Genomic DNA, 17996 nt, shown 5'->3' on the forward strand with positions numbered 1-17996 from the left:
TGCATACCAGGACTACGTACGACTTGTGTAGGCTGCCTACCCATGAAGGCAACCGCGCCGGGCCGCCCCGCGAGCGCCGACCCGGTGACGGACTACGTCACCACCCTGGCCGACGCCCTGCGCGGTCCGGCGCGGGTCAAGTCCGCCCTGATGCGCGAGGTCCACGACGGCCTCACCGACGCGGTCGAGGCGCAGACCCGCCGCGGGGTGCCCCGGACCCACGCCGCCCGGCACGCGCTGCGCGAGTTCGGCGCCGCCGACGAGCTGGCGCCGTCGTTCCAGCGGGAGCTGACCCTCGCCCAGACGCGCCGCACCGCCCGGGTCCTCGGCGTCACCGTGCCGGTGCTGGTCGTGTGCCACCTGCTCGTGCACACCGCCGCACCGGGCGCGGGCCTGGGCTCGGACTGGCGGCTGGGCGCGCTGGCCGCGCACCTGGGCGCCGTGGCGACCACCGCCGGCCTGCTCGCGGTCACCGCGCTGGCCGCCACCGGCCCGCTGACCCGCCTGCTGCCCACGCCGCACCGGCTGCCGCCCGCCGTCGCCTGGACCGCCACCGCCGCCTCGGTGGGGATGGCGCTGGCCGCGGTGGCGCTGGCGGTGGTCTCGGCCCTGTCCGCGAACTGGCCGGTGACCTCGCTCGCCTGCGTGCTCGCCGCCGTGTCGCACGCGGCCGCCGCGACCTCCGCCCGCGCCTGCCGGGAGTGCGCGCGGGCCGTCAACCGGTAAGACCGCGCCCGACCGGGGCGGGTGTCGCCCCGACACCGGCTCCCGGCTCCCGAGCGCAGCGTTTCCGCCGCCCTACCGAGGGCCTGCGGCACGACCGCGCGGTCGACCCGCCGCCCGCCGCGACCGGACTGAGACCGAGGACACGTCCCAGGGGTGAAACAAGAACCCCCTCACCGCCGTTATTACGAGTGGTCGGTGCGGTCCGTGTCCCCCGGGCCTCACCTAATGGGCCTTCGCGGAATACCGTTCAGCTGGAGCCGCGCAGTGCCACTCGCCGAGAGGCGACCGCCGCGCCGACCTCTCAACCCGCCCCCGGCCGCAACCTCCCCCCAGCGCGGCCGGGGGCTGCCCCGGTCCCGAGCCGCCCTCCCCCCGGTGCGGCCGGGACCGCCCCTTCTCCGGCACCGCCCGCTCGACACCCCGGGCCGCCGGCCCGCCGTCAACCGGCCGAGCAGCTTCCGGCTGAACCTGCTCGACCAGTCCTCGCACGGCGCCGACCACATCCGCGTCCACGCGACCGGGCAGGGCTTCGACCTGACCACCCGGCGGCCGCGCTGGAGCGACCTGGAGCCCGCCGGACAGACCGGTCGCGTCCCGACCGGGGGCGGGGACCGGCAGACTCCCGCCCCCGTCCACAGTGGACTTCATCCCGGATCGCGCGGTCCTCGCGGGCGATCCGGTGCCCGGTCGACCCGTCCCGCTACCCTCCCCCGGTGGACGACCTCCCGCTGCACCCCTCCGCCGAAGCCGCCGTCGGGATCGACGGGGTGGTCCGGGACCTGGCCGGCGCCCTGGCGGGTGCCCTGTCCGGCGCCGACGGGATCGCCGCGGAGCTGCTGGACCGGTTGGGGGCCGACCTGCTCCCCGGCGCGGTGGCGCGGGCCGACCTGCTGGCCGCGGCGTCGCTGGAGGCCGACCGGCTCGGCGACGTGCTCGTGCGGCCGGAGCACCTGGTGCTCGGGTGGGCGCGGGCGACCGGCTCCGGGCTGGAGCACGTGCGCGGGGAGCTCCAGGGGCTGATGGCCGACCACGCGCAGGCGCGGTACGGGGCGCTGCGGCCGGTGCCCCGCGCGGACGCCGCGCGACCGCCCAGGGCGGTGCTGCTGGCCGGCGTGCCCGGCACCGGCAAGAGCACCCTGGCCGAGGCGCTGGCGTGGCGGCTGCGGGCGCCGGTGTTCTCGATGGACTGGCAGCTCGGCGCGCTCGTCCCGTTCGGCGCGCTGCGGCTGGACAACACGGGACCGCTGGCGGAGACGAACCTGATCGCGTCGTCGGCCCGCCAGCTCCAGCTGGGCCTGGACGTCGTCGTGGACGCGACCGGGCACCGCCGGGAGGCGCGCGACCGGTTGCGTTCGGTCACCGAGCGGTTGGGCGGCGTGTTCGTCGGCGTCGAGTGCGTCTGCTCCGACGAGGAGGTCCACCGCGGTCGGGTCGAGGGTCGGGCGCGGGGCATCCCCGGCTGGCACGAGACCGTGTCCTGGGAGCACGTGCTGCGCGTCAAGGCCCTGTGGGAGAGCTGGGACGAACCCCACCCGGTCGTCGACTCGGCCGTGGAGTCGCCCGGAAGCGCGCTGCTCGGGGTGCTGGCGGCGGTGGGGGCGTAGCGGAGAGCGGGTTCCGGACGATCTCGTCCAAAGATCCCCGCTACACCGAGGAGAACGCGTGTCCCGCTTACCGAAGCTGCTCGCGGCGATCGCCGCCGGCACCCTGCTCCTGACCGGCCCGGCGCACGCGCAGGACGCGCCGTCGGCCACCGTCTTCACCCCGACGACCCAGTCGGGCGTCGAGGTCGGCGTGCCGCTGCTGGTCACGGGCAGCTCGTTCAGCGCCAACCCGCAGGAGATCATCGCCACCGAGCTGACCTTCGACGGTGGCGAGACGTGGGTGACCACCGAGCTGATCCGCGTGCTGTCGTGGTCCCGCACCGACTGGCGGCACACCCACACGCCGGAGGTCGCCGGCGAAGTCACCATCGCCGCGCGGGCCGTGACCGCGGCGGGCCCCGGCCCGACCGGTCCGGCGGTGACCGTGCACGTGGGCGGGGCGACCGTGCCGCAGCCGCTGAACTGCTCGATCCGGTGCGAGTTCATCTCGCACCACGCCCCGGAGGTCGACGACGCCGACACCCTCCCGGTCGAGGTGGGCGTGCGGGTGCGGGTCGACCGGCCGGGCCAGGTGCTGGGCGCGTCCCTGCTGCGCGGCGCGCACCGGGGGCCGATCGCCCTGCGGATGTGGTCGGAGGACGGCGAGCTGCTGGCCGAGCGCACGTGGGACCACCCCGGCCGGATGGCCGAGATCGACTTCCCGACCCCGGTACCGGTCGAGCCGGGTCACGACTACGTGGTCTCGTACTACACGCCGCTGGGCGGCTACTCGACCTCCGAGAACTACTTCACCGGCACGGCGGTGCGGGCCCCGTTCACCGCGCCGCACAACGGCACGCACGGGGCGGGCGTCTACCGCTACGGCGTCGGCGGCGGCTTCCCGACCGACAGCTGGCACGACAGCACCTACTGGGTGCAGCCCGAGTTCCGGGGCTGAGCGCGAGGTCCGATGCCGGGCAGGGCGGGCGGCGGGAGCACCACGCCGCCCGCTCCACCCCTGCCCCGCTCTTGCCCGCTCCACCCCTGCCCCGCTCTTGCCTTGTCCGCAGACCATTCGGGCCCGGCTCACCCCGTCGCGCGGTCAGCCAACGATCCGGTCGTACCGGATCGGCGTGTACCGGGCGGCCGTCTCCGGCGACCACGCGCGCTCGACCACCGGCTCGCCATCGGGACCGGTGTGCTCCCGCACGACCGGCCGCGTCCTCGCCCCGTCCTCCCACCGGACGAACAGGGCCACGTGACCCGGGCTGTTGAGCGCGTCGCCCGGCATCAGCTCCTCACGCGGGATCTCGCGGCTGACCTCACCGAGCCCGCTGGTCGGGCGCGAGCGGTCCAGGCCCCAGGCCAGCGAGACGAACCCGGAGCAGTCGGTGCGGTAGCTGCCGTGCTCGTTCTCGTGGCAGGCCCGTTGGCTGTAGGGCACGTGCGCCTCCAACCAGGTCCGCGTCCTGGCGAGGGCTTCCTCCCGGGACGTCGAACGGTCCTCGGTGTACGCGCCGCACGCCTGGAGCGCGTCCGGCGCGTCGGCGAACGCGGTCGGCGCGGCCGGTGAGGTCAGCAGGGCGGCGCAGGCGAGAACGGCGGCCGCGGCGGTGCGGGTGGTCATCGTGCCCTCCGGTGCTGGGGGGGGTGGCCACGGGCCGGCCGGCCCGTGGCGCTCCGTCGTCCCCCCGGTTTCCCAGCACCTGTCCGGAATTGCGCCAAACCACCTGCCCGGGTACTCGTCAGCGGCGGCTGCGCCTCACGGGCCGGCGACCGCCGTCAGCGCGGGCGGGTCGACGTCGCCGAACTCCGGCAGCGGCCAGGTGCGCCGCCACACCACCCCGGTCACGTCCCCGGCGGGCACGAAGCCGTACTCGCGGGAGTCGGTGGACATCGTCGGGTTGTCGCCGAGCACGAAGAAGCTGCCGGGCGGCACCACCGCGACCGCGTCGATCCCGCCCCGGCCGTCGGCCGCGCAGCACACGCCGGGGTCGCCGCCGGGGGACATCGCCAGCCACTCCCCCGACGCCGGGCGCACGCGGATCTCGCCGCCGGTGATGCGCACCTCGTCGCCCGGCAGCCCGAGGACCCGCCGCACCGCGGTGGTGTTGCCGCGTGTGCGGAGAGCGATCAGATCGAGGCGTTCCGGAGTGCCGCCGAAGGAGAGCACCCGGTTCCCGGACCGCAGGGTCGGGTGCATCCCGTCGCCCGACACGGGGGTCGACAGGACCACCGCCGCCAGCGCCACCACCAGGAAGAGCGACACCCCGCCACCGAACAGCGCGGCCACGGTCCGTCCGCGCACCCGATGCCCCTCCCGCCGACCCCGACCGCCGCACGGGCCGGCCTTGCGGAGACCCGAAGTTCACGCAGGGTAACTCACGGCGGGCCGAGTCCGCACTAATGGGGTATGGCGGTGGGCTGGACGGCGGTACGGGAGCAAAGCGACGCGGGGGCGGTGCGGAGGTCCTCAAGCGCGGAGGACCCCGCACCGCCACTCAGCAGTCCACCTCGGCGGCTCACCTCAGGCGGCTCACCTCAGCCAGCCCACCTCAGCGGCCCACCTCAGCGGCCCACCTCAGCGGCCCACCTCGTCGAGCGCCCACCCGGCCACCGCCGAGTAGTACTCCCGCGCGTTCGGCGCCAGGTTGATCGAATGGCCGTACCCCGCCAGCACGAAGGTCCGCAGCGGCGCCGTGTAGTACGGCGCCTCGGCCGCCAGCACCGCCTCCGCCGACGAGCAGTCGGTGGCCGGCGGACCGCACACCGCGCTGTCCCGGCTCCCCACCACCGACAGCACCGGCACCGTGATCAACCGGCTGTACGGCAGCAGCACCGCCACCCCGAGCCCGTCCACCGCCTCGGTCGGCGAGAACACGTCCTTGAGCGACTCCTCCAGCTCCGCCACCCGCCGCACCAGGGGACCGGGCGCGTGGAAGCTCGCGTACCGGGTCCCGGGCGCCGTGGTCAGGTAGCCCAGCGGGTGGAGCAGGCCGAACTTCGGGTCCAGGTTGGCGGGCCGGAAGTTCGCGAACGCGCCCACCACCCCCGGCGGGTTCACCCGGTGCGTCATGCCGGTCACCAGCACGCCGTCCACGTCCCGGTAGGTGCCGGCCTCGATGACGGCGATCGCCGCGCCGAGCGAGTGGCCGCCGACGATCACCCGGTCGAACCTCGGCCCGTACGCGCCGGTCCGCAGGCCACCCACCACCTGGTGCACCACGTCGGCCTGGGTGAACGCGGTCAGCGTCACCGCCAGGGGCTTGGAGCTGCGGCCGGTGCCGAGGCGGTCGATGGTGAACGTGGCGAAACCGGCCTCGTTCTGCGCCACCCGGAACGAGTGCGCGCCGTCGGGGAAGTCCCAGTAGGAGCTGTTGTAGGTGGCGCCGGGGATCAGCAGCTGGACGGTCGCCGCCCCGGCCGGGGTGCAGAGGGTGCCGCGCACGACCTCGCGCTTGCCGAGCGCGGTCACCGGCGCGTCGACGTCGCGGCAGGCCGCCGGACCGGTCGCGGCCGAGGCGGGCGTCAGGGACGACGCCACCAGCAGGGCGACCAGGCCGACGGCGAGTGAGTACCGCAAGGAGGACCTACCTCCATCGTGATCGGGAACGGGACTGGGCGGTCATCGGCAGCCGGTTGGGGTACAGCAGGCCGATCACCTTGGGCCGCACCGGTTTTCCCGGCACGGGGACGAGCCGCCAGCGGGCGGCGATGGTGGCGGCCACGAGCGCGATCTCCATCTGCGCGAACGCGTGGCCGGGGCAGTGGTGCAGGCCGCCCGCGAAGGGCACGTAGGCCCCCTTGGGCACGGTCGCGGCGCGCTCGGGCAGCCACCGGTCCGGGTCGAACTCCCCCGGCCGGTCGTGGTAGCGCGGGTCGTGGTGCAGGGCGTGCGGGCTGAACCCGACCTCGGCGCCCGCGGGCAGCTCCACGTCGCCCAGCCGGACGGCGCCGGCGGTGCGCCGCAGCATCAGCCACAGCGGGTACACCCGCAGCACCTCGTCCACGACGCGCCGGGTGTACGGCAGCGAGCGCAGGTCGTCGATCGTCGCCGGCCGGCCGTCGAGCACCCGGTCCACCTCGGCGTGCAGCCGCTCGGCCACCTCCGGGTGCCGGGCCAGCTCGTGGAACAGCCAGGACAGCGCGAGGCCGGTGGTCTCGCTGCCCGCGGTGAGCAGGGTGACCACGTGGTCGCGCACCTGTTGCGCGCCCATCGGCTCGTCGGTGTCCCCGTCGCGCGCGGAGAGCAGCACCGACAGCAGGTCGTCGCGGTCGCCGCGGGAGGAGCCGATCACCTCGTCCACCACGCGGTGCACGTGCGAGACCGCCTCGTCGAACCGCCGGTTGGCCCGGATCGGCAGCCGCTCCAGCACCGCCGGGGACAGCGCCCGGACCACGCCGAGCCGGATGAGCGTCGGGGTGTGCTCCCGGACCTCCGCGCTGATCCGCGCGTCGAAATCCGTCGAGAACAGGGTTCGGCCGACCACCGAGATCGCGAGGTCCTGCATCGCCCGGTCCACGTGCACCGGGAGTCCATCCCGCCAGGAATTCGCGAGTTCACCGGCCAGGTGGGTCATGGTTTCCGAATAGCGCACCAGGAACCGGCGGTGGAAGGCGGGTTGGATCATCCGGCGCTGCCGGCGGTGGAAATCGCCGTTCGTGCTCACCAGGCCGTCGCCGAAGGCGCGCCGGAGTTTGTCCACGAAGATGCCCTTCTCGAACACCTCGTCGACCAGCACCCGATCCGCCAATTCGGCCGTGGTGACCACGTGCAGGGGCAGTCCTCCCAGGTAGACCCGCACGACGGGCCCGTACTCCGACAGCCGCGCGGTAAACGCGAGCCTTTGTCGCAACAGGGCCGCGGTGTGCCCCAGTACCGGTAATCGGCCCGGTACCTCGCGTTTTCCGGCGTCGCCGGTTTTCGGGCTGGCGGTCATCGCGCGCCGCTCCTCCTCCAGCCGAGCATTGACGGTGAGCACTCTATGCACCGTTCGGACGCCCACGGGATCGCGCATTCGAGTTAAGTTGTTGCCTCCCCTGGTGCCGGCGGCCCACAGGCGGTTGGATGTCATGGATCAACCCCATGCCCAGCGTAAAAGTGCGGAGTGCGCCGTGAGCGACCTCGATTGGGTCCCCGAAGGCATCGACACGACCGTGCCCAGCATCGCCCGCACCTACGACTACCTGCTCGGCGGCGCGCACAACCTGGCCGTCGACCGCGCGATGGCGGAGAAGGTCGTCGCGGCGCTGCCCGGCACCCGCGACCTCGTTCGGCTGAACCGGGCGTTCCTCCGTCGTGCTGTCACCCATCTGGTGGAACAGGGGGTCCGGCAGTTCCTCGACATCGGCTCGGGCATCCCGACCGTGGGCAACGTGCACGAGGTCGCCCGCGACCTGGACCCGCGGTGCCGGGTGGTCTACGTCGACAAGGACCCGGTCGCCGTCGCGCACAGCGGGCTGCTGCTGGCCGACGACCCGAACTCCACCGCCGTGCAGGCCGACCTGCGCGAGCCCGACGACCTGCTGGCCAGACCGGAGGTCACCGAGCTGCTCGACTTCGACGAGCCGGTCGCCCTGCTGCTGCTGCTGGTCGTGCACTTCATGACCCCGGAGGACGACCCGGTCGGGCTGCTGGCCCGCTACCGCGACCGGTTGGTGCCGGGCAGCTACCTGGTCGTCTCGCACGCCACCGCCGACGGCCGCCCCGGCACCATGCGCCGCGCGGCCGAGCAGGTCCGGGAGAGCCGGTCGCGGGACAACCTGGTCTACCGCACGCACGAGGAGGTCACCGGGTTGTTCGCCGGCTACGAGCTGGTCGAGCCGGGCGTGGTCGGGTGCGCGCTGTGGCGGCCCTCGGGCGCGGGCGACGTGGCGAACAGGGCCGAGGACAACACGCAGGTCTGGGTCGGAGTGGGCCGCAAACCGGTCGGCGGCGGCTGACGTGACCGTGCCGTTGCCGCTGGACGCGGACGCCCTGCGGGCCCGCTCGAAGCTGGCCAAGAAGTGGGCGTACCTGCTCAGCTCGAAGACGTTCGTGCCGATGTCGACCGCCGAGCTGGAGAGGCGGCTGCTGGGCCTGGTGGACCGGCTGTGCTCCGGGGTCGTGGTCGAGTCCCTGGCGCAGCACGCCGGCCGGGAGGTCGGCGAGGCGCTGGTGGGCCTGAACTGCACCACCCCCGAGGGGCTCCAGATCTCGATCGAGGTGGTCAGCAAGGGCCTGCTCGGCATGTCCTCGCTCGTGCCACCGGACCGGCTGCGCAACCGCGTGGTGGACGTGATCGCCGCGCTGTCGGCGTCGTTCGTCGAGCGCATCCGGCAGGCCACGATGGAGCAGCAGGAGCAGCTGGGCCGCTCGCTCTACAAGGCGATGCGCGAGGCCCAGGTGGAGCTGCGGCTGAGCCGGGCGCGGGTCGACCTGATGGAGACGCACTCGTCCACCGGCATCGCGACCGTCGAGCCGGACGGCGTGCTGGTGCGCTCGAACGACGCGCTGGCCCGCATCCTGGACCGGCCGACCGACGAGCTGGTCGGCCTGTCCCTGTTCGACCTGGCGCACCCCGACGAGCGGGCGGGGCTGCGGGCCGACATCGTCGGGCTGGCGGGCGAGGCGGCGCGGGGCGACGGGGCGCGGGCCGTCACGCAGCCGTGCCGGCTGCTGCGCGCGGACGGCGAGCCGGCGTGGGTGATGCTCACGCTCTCGCCGCTGCACCGGGCCGAGGCGCCGCCGCACGTGGTCGTGCTGGCCGAGGACGCCACCGACGTCAACCTGCTCCAGGGGCAGCTCAACCACCAGGCGCTGCACGACGTGCTGACCAGGCTGCCCAACCGGCAGTTCTTCACCAGCCGGCTGGAGCAGGCCCTGCGCACCGCCGACCCGCGCACCGGGGTCAGCGTGTTCCACCTGGACCTGGACGGCTTCTCCCGCTTCACCGGCGGGCTGGGCCGCGAGGTCGGCGACCACGTGCTCAAGGTCGTGGCGGGCAGGCTGGAGGCGGTGGTCGCGGGCGAGAGCGCGATGGTCTCCCGGTTCGGCCACGACGAGTTCGCCGTGCTGGTGGAGAACGGGCCGGCCACGCCGGACGTGGTGACCCTGGTGCGGCGGATCAACGACGTGCTGTCCGCGCCGTTCACCTCGCACGGCCACCGGGTCGCGGTGTCGGCGACCATCGGCGTGGTGCACCGCCCGCCGCCCGACTCGTCGCCGCTGGACCTGCTGGACTCGGCGGACCTGACGCTGCGGCGCGCCAAGTGCGGCGGCGCCCGGCAGTGGGAGCTGGCCGACCCGGAGCAGGACGGCCGGGACCGGCGCACGTTCAGCCTGGCCGCGACCATGTCCGGCGCGTGGGAGCAGGAGGAGCTGCTGGTGCGGTACCGGCCGGTGGTGCGGCTGGCCGACGGGTCGGTGGAGTCCGCCGAGGCCCTGCTGCGCTGGGACCACCCGACGCTGGGCGAGCTGCCGCACGAGCAGTGCGTGGCGCTGGCCGAGGACACCGGCCTGGCCGCGCCGCTGGGCGCGTGGGTGCTGCGGGTGGCGTGCGGGCAGGCGGCGGCGTGGCGGGCGGGGCTGGGCCGGGAGGTGCCGGTGCGCTGGGCGCTGTCGCCGAGCCAGGCGGCCGACCCGGAGCTGGTCGGCCTGGTGCGCGAAGCGCTGCGGGACACGGGCCTGGCGCCCTCGTCGCTGCGGCTGGGCGTGACCGGCCGGGTGCTGTTCTCCGGGCGCGGCGAGGCGGCGGACAACCTGGAGGTGCTGGCCGAGGGCGGGGTGGGCGTCGAGCTGGAGGAGTTCACCGGCGCGCCCGAGGACCTGCTGCGCGTGCTGGAGGGCCTGCCGGTGCGGGCGGTGCGGCTGGGTCAGACGCCGGCGGCCGAGCCGGGCACCCCGGTGGCCCGCGCGTTGGCGGGCGTGCTGGCGGTGGTGCGCGACGCCGGCATCGGCCTCATGGCCACCGGCGTCGCGACCCCCGAGCAAGCCCGGTGGTGGCGGGAGGTGGGTGCGGACACCGCGTCCGGTCCCCTGTTCGCCCCCGCCGGTCCACCGGACGACATCACCCGATAGCGCAAGTCAGGGCAGGCGCTGTCGGGGAGCCGGTGGCCAGGAACCCGAACGTGGTGCTGCCGCCGGGCGCGATCCCGGCGTTCCACGGCAGGTTCACGGCCGTCGCGGTCGAGCCGCTGGTGGTGATCTTCGAGCTCCACTGGCTGTCGATCCGCTGGCCCTCGCCGAGCTGCCAGCTCACCCGCCAGCCGGCGGACGGCGAGTTCTCCGGGTGGCGGACGGTGACCTCGGCGTGGAACCCGCGCCCCCACCTGGCGACCACGCGCAGGGTCGCGGTGCACTGGCCGGGCGTGGTCTTGAAGTCGGGCAGCTCGTCCAGGGTGATCACGCGCTCGTGGGCGTAGACGCGGCGCACGAAGTCCAGCGGGTTGACCACGCCGTCCTGGATGAACGACCCGCTCCAGGTGACGAACCAGCTCCAGCGGGCCTCGTAGGCGGCCAGCAGGTCGGGGTCCGGGATGGAGCCGACCTCGCCCAGGGCGACGAGCCTGCGGTCCTGGCCGAGCTCCACCAGCCGCTCGTACGGGCCGATCACCGGGCCGTGGTCGCCCTGCGGCGGGTAGGAGTCCATGCTGACGACGTCCACGACGTCGTCACCGGGGTACCACTCGGGCGCCACGGAGTTCCACACCCAGATCAGGTTGTGCAGCCCGTGGTGGCCGACCAGGCGCTGGTGCAGCAGCCGGTACAGCTCCTTGGCGGCCTCCGGACCCTTGGCGCCCCACCAGAACCAGCCGCCCTCGGCCTCGTGCAGCGGGCGCCACAGCACCGGCACCTCCGCGTCCGCCAGGCGCTTGAGCTGCACGGCGATGGCGTCCATGTCGCGGATCAGCAGCCGGTGGTCCGCGGAGGACGGGTCGGCCAGGGCGGCGGCCACGTCGAACGTGGTCGCGTCGGTGTAGAAGCCGCGCCACCACTCCTTGCCCGGCTGGTCGATGAGCCCGCTGGGCGCGTTCCAGTGCCAGGCCATGGTGACCACGCCGCCGCGCCGGTCGTGGGCGATGGCGTGGTCGACGTCGCGGCCGACCGTGCCGCGCTCGACCCGGCTGGGCGAGTAGTCCATCAGGTCGTAGCCGCCGACGGCGGGCACCTCGCCGGTGTTCTGCTCGACCCAGTCGATGCTCGCCTGGTCCTGCTGGCCGGAGAGGATGGTCCGGCCGTAGTTGGCGGCCAGGTACCGCATGAGGCCCTTGGCCTCCGGGGTGGCGGCCGGGTCGGTGAGCGCGCCGGTGACCCGGTGCGGACCGCGGGGCGCGCTGGGGGTCACCTTGATCGCGTCGATCAGGTACCAGCCCCAGTTGTTCGTGATGGTGACCGTGTTGTCGCCCTCGACCAGCAGCACCTTGCCCGCGCTGATGGTGGTGAACGTCGGGTTCGCCGGGAACTGGACGTCGCCCAGGCCGCTGCCGTTGAGCGACAGGGAGGCCGTCTTCGCGCCGTACGGGGTGGCGTAGCGGATGGTGAGGTCGTGCAGGCCGCCGGGGCTGTCCGGGATGGTGATGGTGACGCTGTCGGTGCCCGTGTCGAAGCCCGCCACGTAGCCGCGGCCGGAGAAGCCGGGAACCGCGCTCTCCACGACGGTGCCGTTCAGCTCGCCGTCCTCGGCCTCGTGGAGGCCGGGCTCGGGCGGCGCGCTCGGGGTCACGCTGATCGCGTCGACCAGGTACCAGCCCCAGCCGGTGCCGAAGGTGAGGGTGTTGTCGCCCTCGGCCAGCAGCAGCTTGGAGCCGGTGGCCTCGGTGAAGGAGGCGCTCTCCGGCAGCGGGACCTCGCCGATCGCGGTGCCGTTGAGCGACAGGGCGGCGTTCTTGGGCCCGTACGGGGTGGCGTAGCGGACGGTGAGGTCGTGCAGGCCGCCGGGGCTGTCGGGGATGGTGATGGTCAGGGTGTCGGCGGGCTCGTCGAACCCGGCGACGTAGCCGGTGCCGGAGAAGCCCTCGACGCCCGACTCGACCACCGTCCCGGACAGCGCGCCGGCCTCGGCTTCGAGCCACGGGCCCGGTTGGGCCCCGGCCGTGCCGGGGGTCAGCAGGGTGGCCGCTATCAGCGAGACGAGCAGCAACAACCTCACGTCGTCATGTCCCTTCACCGCCGTTGGCAGGGGCGCCGGTCTCGCCCCCACTTTTCTGGGAGCGCTCCCAGGGAGCATAGGGGGCGGGAGGTGTTCGACAAAGGGCTGTTCGCGCGCGCGGAACCGGATTCCGCCGAGCGGCGCCGTCCCTCCCCGAACACCGGGACACCCCGCCGGACCGCGACCCGCCCCGCGCGGTGGCGGTGCTCGCGCCGCGACCGGCCCCGGCGTGCCACCACGCGGGCCGCGAACCGGCGGCCGGCGACCCGGCGGCGCCGACCACGCCAACCGCCACGCCGAACTCGGCATTCGCACAGTTGAGCGAATCTTTCGACCCGGCGTGACCTGATCGCCGGATTCCTGTCGGTCCGGTGGGCTAAGTTTTCCCTGCCATGCGACTCATCGGACGGGATCACCCAGCCGGGGTGCTGCGCGCCGAGGTCGACCGCGCCACCCGCAGCCACGGCGGGCTGGTGCTGGTCACCGGCGAACCCGGGATCGGCAAGACCACCCTGGTGACCGGCGCGGCCGAGCAGGCGCGTCGGCTGGGCGCGCTCGTGCTCGCCGGGTCCTGCTGGGACTCCGACAGCGCGCCCGGTTACTGGCCCTGGGTGCAGGTGGTGCGGGCGCTGCGCCGGGCCGCCACCGACGAGGAGTGGGCGGCGGTCGACCAGGGCCTCCTGGCCGTGCTGCTCGGGGAGGCGCCGGGCGAGCAGCCGCCGGAGGGCTTCCCGCTCTACGACGCGGTGACCACGGCGCTGGTCGCGGTGTCGCACCACCGGCCGGTGGTGGTCGTGCTGGAGGACCTGCACTGGGCCGACCCGGCGTCGTTGCGGCTGCTGGAGTTCGCCGCCCGGCACACCTGGTTCGAGCGGCTGCTGCTCATCGGCACCTACCGCGACGCCGAGGTGGACGCGGAGGTGGACGCCGGGGCCGACGCCGGGGTCACCGCTGCGGAGCACCCGGTGCGGCCGCTGCTCACGCCGCTGCTCGGCCGCGCCGCCACCCTCGCGCTGACCGGCCTCGACCCCGCCGGGGTCGGTGAGCTGATGACCCGCACGGCGGGCCGGGAGCCGGACCCGGACCTGGTCGCCGAGGTGCACCGGCGCACCGGCGGCAACCCGTTCTTCGTCGAGCAGACCGCCCGGCTCTGGCACGGCGGGGGCCCGGTGACCGCGGTCGCGCCGGGCGTGCGGGACGCGGTGCGGCGGCGGCTGTCGCTGCTGCCCGGCCCGCTGGGCGAACTGCTGGCGTCGGCGGCCGTGCTGGGCCGCGAGTTCGACCGGCGGGTGCTCGCCGCGACCGCGGCCCGCCCCGTCCCCGAGGTGGACCGGCTGCTGGAGCAGGCCGTGCGGGCGCGGCTGGTGCACGGGCTGGGCGGCGGCCGGTTCGCCTTCGCCCACGACCTGGTGCGCGAGGCGCTGTACGACGCGCTGCCCGACGCGGACGAGCGGCACGCCGCCGTGGTCCGGGCGCTGGAGGGCGACCTCGCCGCCCGGTCGCTGCCCACCGACTTACCCCGGCACACCGACCTGACCCGACCCGCTGATCCGCCCCGGCCCGGCGACCTGAGCCGACCTGCCGAGCCGACCCGCCCCACCGACCTGAGCCCACCCGGCGAGCCGACCCGGCCCACCAACCTGGCCGGGCCCGGCGATCCAACCCGATCCACCCCCCTCTCCCGGCCCGGCGATCCAACCCGACCCACCCACCGGGTACTGCCCGCCCACCGGGTGCTGCCCGCCGACCTGGCCCGGCACGCCTACCTGGCGGGTGACCGGCTCCCCGCCGACCGCGTGGTGGCCGTCATCGTGGCGGCGGCCCGGGACGCGGGCAGCAGGCTCGCGGTCGAGGAGGCGGTGGGCCACTACCGGCGGGCCATGGAACGGGCGCGGGGGCCGCTGCGGCGGATCGCGGTGGCCGTCGAACTCGGCCACGAGCTGTGCCACTCCTCCGACCACACCACCGCGCACCTCGTCTTCGACGAGGCGGCCGCCCTCGCCCGGTCGCTGGCCGACCCCGAGCCCCTGGTCCGCGTGGCGCTGGCCTGCTTCCGGTTCAGCGACCAGGAGGGCCCCGGCGGGCGGCTGCTGCGCGAGGCGTACGGCCGGTTCATCGGGCCGCCGCCGGACGTGCCGGTGGAGGAGCTGGCCCGCCGGATGGGCCTGCGCGCCATGGAGGTCGCGGCCGACGACGCCGCGCTCACCTCGGGCCTGTGGGCCGCGCACGACACCTCCGCCGGCATCGCCGACGCCGAGCGGCGGCTGGAGCTGACCGACGAGCTGATCACCGTGGCGCGCCGCAGCGGCGACCACGACACCGAGCAGTTCGCGGCCGCGATGCGCTGGGTGGCGCTCGTGGAGCTGGGCGACCCGCGCTACCTGGACCAGCTGCACTCGTTCGTGGCCCTGGCGGAGCGGTTGGGCACCACCAGGTTCGGCTTCTCCGCCGCCGCCGACCAGTCGATCATCTGCACCCTGCACGGCCGGTACGCCGAGGCCGAGGCGCTGCTGAGCAGGGCGGCCGACCTGGGCGCGCGGGTGCACGCCGCGTTCTCCATGGTGTACCTGCACCTGCGGTGGGCGCTGCTGCTGCCGCAGGGCCGGTTCGCCGAGCTGGAGCAGTTGGCGGAGGAGCTCGCGGCGAGCACGCACCCGGCCGTCGGGCTGCTGCTCGGCCTCACGGCGCTGGAGCGCGGCGACGTCGAGTCGGCCCGCGCGCACCTGGACGTGCCGGTGCCGGACGAGCGGTACCGGCCGGCGTTCGAACCGCTGCGGCTGCGGTTCCTGGCCCAGTTCGCGGCCGCCGCGGGTGACCGCGAACTCGCCGGGCGGGTGCGCGGGCTGCTGGCGCCGCACCGCGGCAAGTGGCTGGTGTCGCTGTACGGGTGCGACATCAGCGGCCCGGTGGACCTGTGGCTGGGCGTGGTGGACCTGGTGCTGGGCCGGTGCGACGAAGCCGAGGCGGAGCTGACCGCGGCGCGGCGGTCGGCCGAGCGGCTGCGGGCCCGGCCGTGGGCGGCGCTGGCGGACCGCCACCTCGCGGCGGTGGCGCGCGTGCGGTCCGGCAGAGCCCCGGCGGTCGTGCCGACCCTGGCCCGGCGCGCCGACACCGACCCGGCCGACGAGTTCCGCCGCGACGGCGAGGTGTGGTCGCTGACGTTCGGCGGGGTGACGGTGCGGGTGCCGGACTCGAAGGGCCTGCGGGACCTGCACGTGCTGCTGAGCAGTCCCGGCGAGCCGGTGCCCGCGATGACGCTGCTGGCGCCGGGGGCGGTGGCGTTCGCGCGGCTCGGCAGCGACCCGGTGCTCGACGACGAGGCCAAGGCCCGGTACCGGCGGCGGCTGGCACTCCTGGACGAGGAGATCGACCGGGCGCCCGACGACGAGCGGGCCGCCGCGCTCGACCGGGAGCGGGCGGCCCTGCTGGAGGAGCTGCGCGCCGCGGCCGGGTTGGCCGGGCGCACCAGGAGGCTCGGCGACGAGGTCGAGCGGGCGCGCAAGACCGTCACCGCCCGGATCCGCGACGCGCTGCGCAAGCTCGACGCGCGCCACCCCGGTCTCGCGGCCCACCTGCGGGAGACCGTCTCGACCGGGGCGACGTGCGTCTACTCAGGACGGTCTCACTTCCGGTTGTAGAGCCTCATGGTCAGCGAGCCGAACACGGCCGTGAGGACGACGACGTAGCCGAGCGTCCACAGCATCGCGTCGGCGTTCACCTCGCCCGCCATCAGCGCGCGCACCGCGTCGACGAGCTTGGTGATCGGGTTGACGTTGACGAACGCCTGGAGCCAGCCGGGCATGGTGGTCGGCATGACGTAGACGTTGGACAGGAACGTCAGCGGGAACAGCACCAGCATGCTCACGCCCATCACGGACTTCTCGCTGCGCATCAGCAGGCCGAACATGGTCCAGATCCAGGAGAACGCGAACGAGAAGCCGACCAGCACGGCGACGCCGAGCACGACGCCGACGAACCCGCCGCCGGGCCGGAACCCGAGGATGAGGCCGACGATCACGATGGTGGTCGAGGCGAGCACGTAGCGCAGCAGGTCGCCCAGGATGTAGCCGACCATCGGCGCGGGCCGCCAGATGGGCAGCGTCCGGAACCGGTCGAACACGCCCTTCTCGATGTCGGTGTTCACCGCGAGGCCCGTGTACATGGTGATCATCACGACGCTGGTGACCGTGATGCCCGGCAGCAGGTACTGGATGTACTCGGCCGGCGAGCCGGCCAGCGCGCCGCCGAACAGGTAGGTGAACATCAGGATCATCATGATCGGGAACGCGGTCACGTCGAACAGCTGCTCCGGCACGTGCTTGATCTTGAGCACGGCGCGCCAGCCGAACGTGAGCGACACCGCCAGCGCGCTGGGGCGCGGCGGGCGCTCGGTCTCCAGCAGCACCTCGGCCAGGTCCGCGGTCCTGGGCGCCGGCAGCAGCTCGGCCTCCTTGGTGACGGTCACGCCGCCGCCTCCTCGTCCTCGTTCTCGTTGTTGCTCTTGTTCTTGTCGGTCAGGGCCAGGAAGACCTCGTCCAGGCTGGGCTGCCCCAGGGAGAAGTTGTCCACGGTGATGCCCTCGCGGGCGAGCCGGGCCAGCGCCTCGGCGGCCTGCTCGGTGGTGCGGTCGGTCAGCCGGGCGGTCAGCGCGACCGGGTCCGGGTCGAGCAGCACGTCCGCGTCGAGCACGTCGGCCAGCACGCGCTGGGCCATCGGGCGCTGCTCGGCGTCGCGCAGGCGCAGGTGCACCGCGCCGACGCCCACCGACGCCTTCAGCTCGCCCTTGGTGCCCTCGGCGATGACGCGGCCGTGGTCGATCACCGCGATGCGGGAGGCGAGCTGGTCGGCCTCGTCGAGGTACTGGGTGGTGAGCAGCACGGTGGTGCCGTGGGCGACGACCGCCCGCACGATGTCCCACACCTGGTTGCGGCTGCGCGGGTCCAGACCCGTGGTGGGCTCGTCCAGGAACAGCAGCTTCGGGGTGTTGAGGATGCTGGCCGCGATGTCCAGCCGGCGGCGCATACCGCCCGAGTAGTGCTTGACCTGCTTGCCGGCGGCCTCGGTCAGGCCGAACGCCTCCAGCAGCTGCGCCGCGCGGCTCTTGGCGCGCGGCCGGCCGTGGCCGAGCAGCCGCGCGAGCATGACCAGGTTCTCGGTGCCGGTGAGGTCCTCGTCGACCGAGGCGTACTGACCGGTGAGGCTGACCAGCGAGCGCACGGCGTCGGGGTCGGCGCGCACGTCGTGGCCGAACACCCGCGCCTCACCGCCGTCGGGGCGCAGCAGCGTGGCCAACATCCGGACCGTCGTGGTCTTGCCCGCCCCGTTGGGGCCGAGCAGGCCGTACACCGTCCCGGCGGGCACGGTCAGGTCGACGCCGTCCACCGCGCGGGTGTCGCCGAAGACCTTGACCAGGCCCGACGTTTCGATGGCGTTCATCTTGTCCTCTCCAGGCGTCACTGAACTCTTCTCCGGGGGCGCGCTTCCACGCCACACCACCTAATTGACGCCCAGCCCACCAAGAACTGTTCGCACGCCCCCACCCCTACCGCGCGAGCCC

Annotated in this window: 13 protein-coding genes; 6 read left to right on the top strand and 7 right to left on the bottom strand. The window is 74.4% G+C overall.

Translation table 11 applies throughout. The features are described 5' to 3' along the window. Positions 1-42: 42 nt before the first annotated feature. The 3 genes from Q5530_RS00615 to Q5530_RS00625 all read left to right on the top strand — a co-directional run bounded on the left by Q5530_RS00615 (position 43) and on the right by Q5530_RS00625 (position 3267). Positions 43-726, top strand: a complete 684-nt coding sequence (locus Q5530_RS00615; RefSeq protein ID WP_415359940.1) for a permease prefix domain 1-containing protein — start codon at positions 43-45, stop codon at positions 724-726. Between the two features lie 713 nt (positions 727-1439). After that, positions 1440-2330 carry an AAA family ATPase gene (locus Q5530_RS00620; protein WP_415359942.1) on the top strand — a complete coding sequence of 297 codons (891 nt, stop codon included), beginning with the start codon at positions 1440-1442 and terminating at the stop codon, positions 2328-2330. Positions 2331-2388: 58 nt separating this feature from the next. Continuing rightward, positions 2389-3267 carry a DUF4082 domain-containing protein gene (locus Q5530_RS00625; protein ID WP_415359943.1) on the top strand — a complete coding sequence of 293 codons (879 nt, stop codon included), beginning with the start codon at positions 2389-2391 and terminating at the stop codon, positions 3265-3267. A gap of 144 nt (positions 3268-3411) precedes the next feature. Here the strand turns inward: Q5530_RS00625 and Q5530_RS00630 are convergent, their stop codons facing one another. From Q5530_RS00630 to Q5530_RS00645, 4 genes are all read right to left on the bottom strand, one after another. Next, entirely contained in the window at positions 3412-3936 is a 525-nt protein-coding gene (locus Q5530_RS00630; RefSeq protein WP_415359944.1) for a hypothetical protein, read from the bottom strand. Between the two features lie 135 nt (positions 3937-4071). After that, complete coding sequence (gene lepB, locus Q5530_RS00635) at positions 4072-4617, bottom strand: signal peptidase I (RefSeq protein ID WP_415359945.1); 546 nt, start codon at positions 4615-4617, stop codon at positions 4072-4074. Between the two features lie 273 nt (positions 4618-4890). Continuing rightward, positions 4891-5892, bottom strand: coding sequence for an alpha/beta hydrolase (locus Q5530_RS00640; protein WP_415359947.1), 1002 nt, complete (start codon positions 5890-5892; stop codon positions 4891-4893). A 7-nt stretch (positions 5893-5899) separates the two neighbouring features. Further along, the gene (locus Q5530_RS00645; protein ID WP_415359948.1) at positions 5900-7291 is read right to left on the bottom strand and encodes a cytochrome P450; all 1392 of its coding nucleotides are present in this window, start codon (positions 7289-7291) and stop codon (positions 5900-5902) included. 91 nt (positions 7292-7382) lie between these two features. Between Q5530_RS00645 and Q5530_RS00650 the strand changes: the two genes are divergently transcribed. Then, positions 7383-8252, top strand: coding sequence for an SAM-dependent methyltransferase (locus Q5530_RS00650; RefSeq protein ID WP_415359949.1), 870 nt, complete (start codon positions 7383-7385; stop codon positions 8250-8252). A gap of 1 nt (position 8253) precedes the next feature. Next, positions 8254-10368 carry a putative bifunctional diguanylate cyclase/phosphodiesterase gene (locus Q5530_RS00655; protein WP_415359950.1) on the top strand — a complete coding sequence of 705 codons (2115 nt, stop codon included), beginning with the start codon at positions 8254-8256 and terminating at the stop codon, positions 10366-10368. Here the strand turns inward: Q5530_RS00655 and Q5530_RS00660 are convergent. Continuing rightward, a complete protein-coding gene (locus Q5530_RS00660; protein ID WP_415359951.1) occupies positions 10358-12439 on the bottom strand; it encodes a glycosyl hydrolase in 2082 nt (693 codons plus the stop codon). The genes Q5530_RS00655 and Q5530_RS00660 overlap by 11 nt on opposite strands. A 392-nt stretch (positions 12440-12831) precedes the next feature. On the opposite strand from Q5530_RS00660, the gene Q5530_RS00665 reads away from it, so the two are divergent. Next, entirely contained in the window at positions 12832-16077 is a 3246-nt protein-coding gene (locus tag Q5530_RS00665; RefSeq protein ID WP_415359952.1) for an ATP-binding protein, read from the top strand. On the opposite strand, the gene Q5530_RS00670 is transcribed toward Q5530_RS00665, so the two are convergent. Then, positions 16062-16904, bottom strand: coding sequence for an ABC transporter permease (locus tag Q5530_RS00670; RefSeq protein WP_415359953.1), 843 nt, complete (start codon positions 16902-16904; stop codon positions 16062-16064). The genes Q5530_RS00665 and Q5530_RS00670 overlap by 16 nt on opposite strands. Next, positions 16901-17875, bottom strand: coding sequence for an ATP-binding cassette domain-containing protein (locus Q5530_RS00675; protein WP_415359955.1), 975 nt, complete (start codon positions 17873-17875; stop codon positions 16901-16903). The genes Q5530_RS00670 and Q5530_RS00675 overlap by 4 nt, the downstream gene beginning before the upstream one ends. Positions 17876-17996: the final 121 nt, after the last annotated feature.

This window comes from Saccharothrix sp. BKS2 (assembly GCF_047689505.1).
Taxonomy (GTDB): Bacteria; Actinomycetota; Actinomycetes; order Mycobacteriales; family Pseudonocardiaceae; genus Actinosynnema; species Actinosynnema lopnurensis.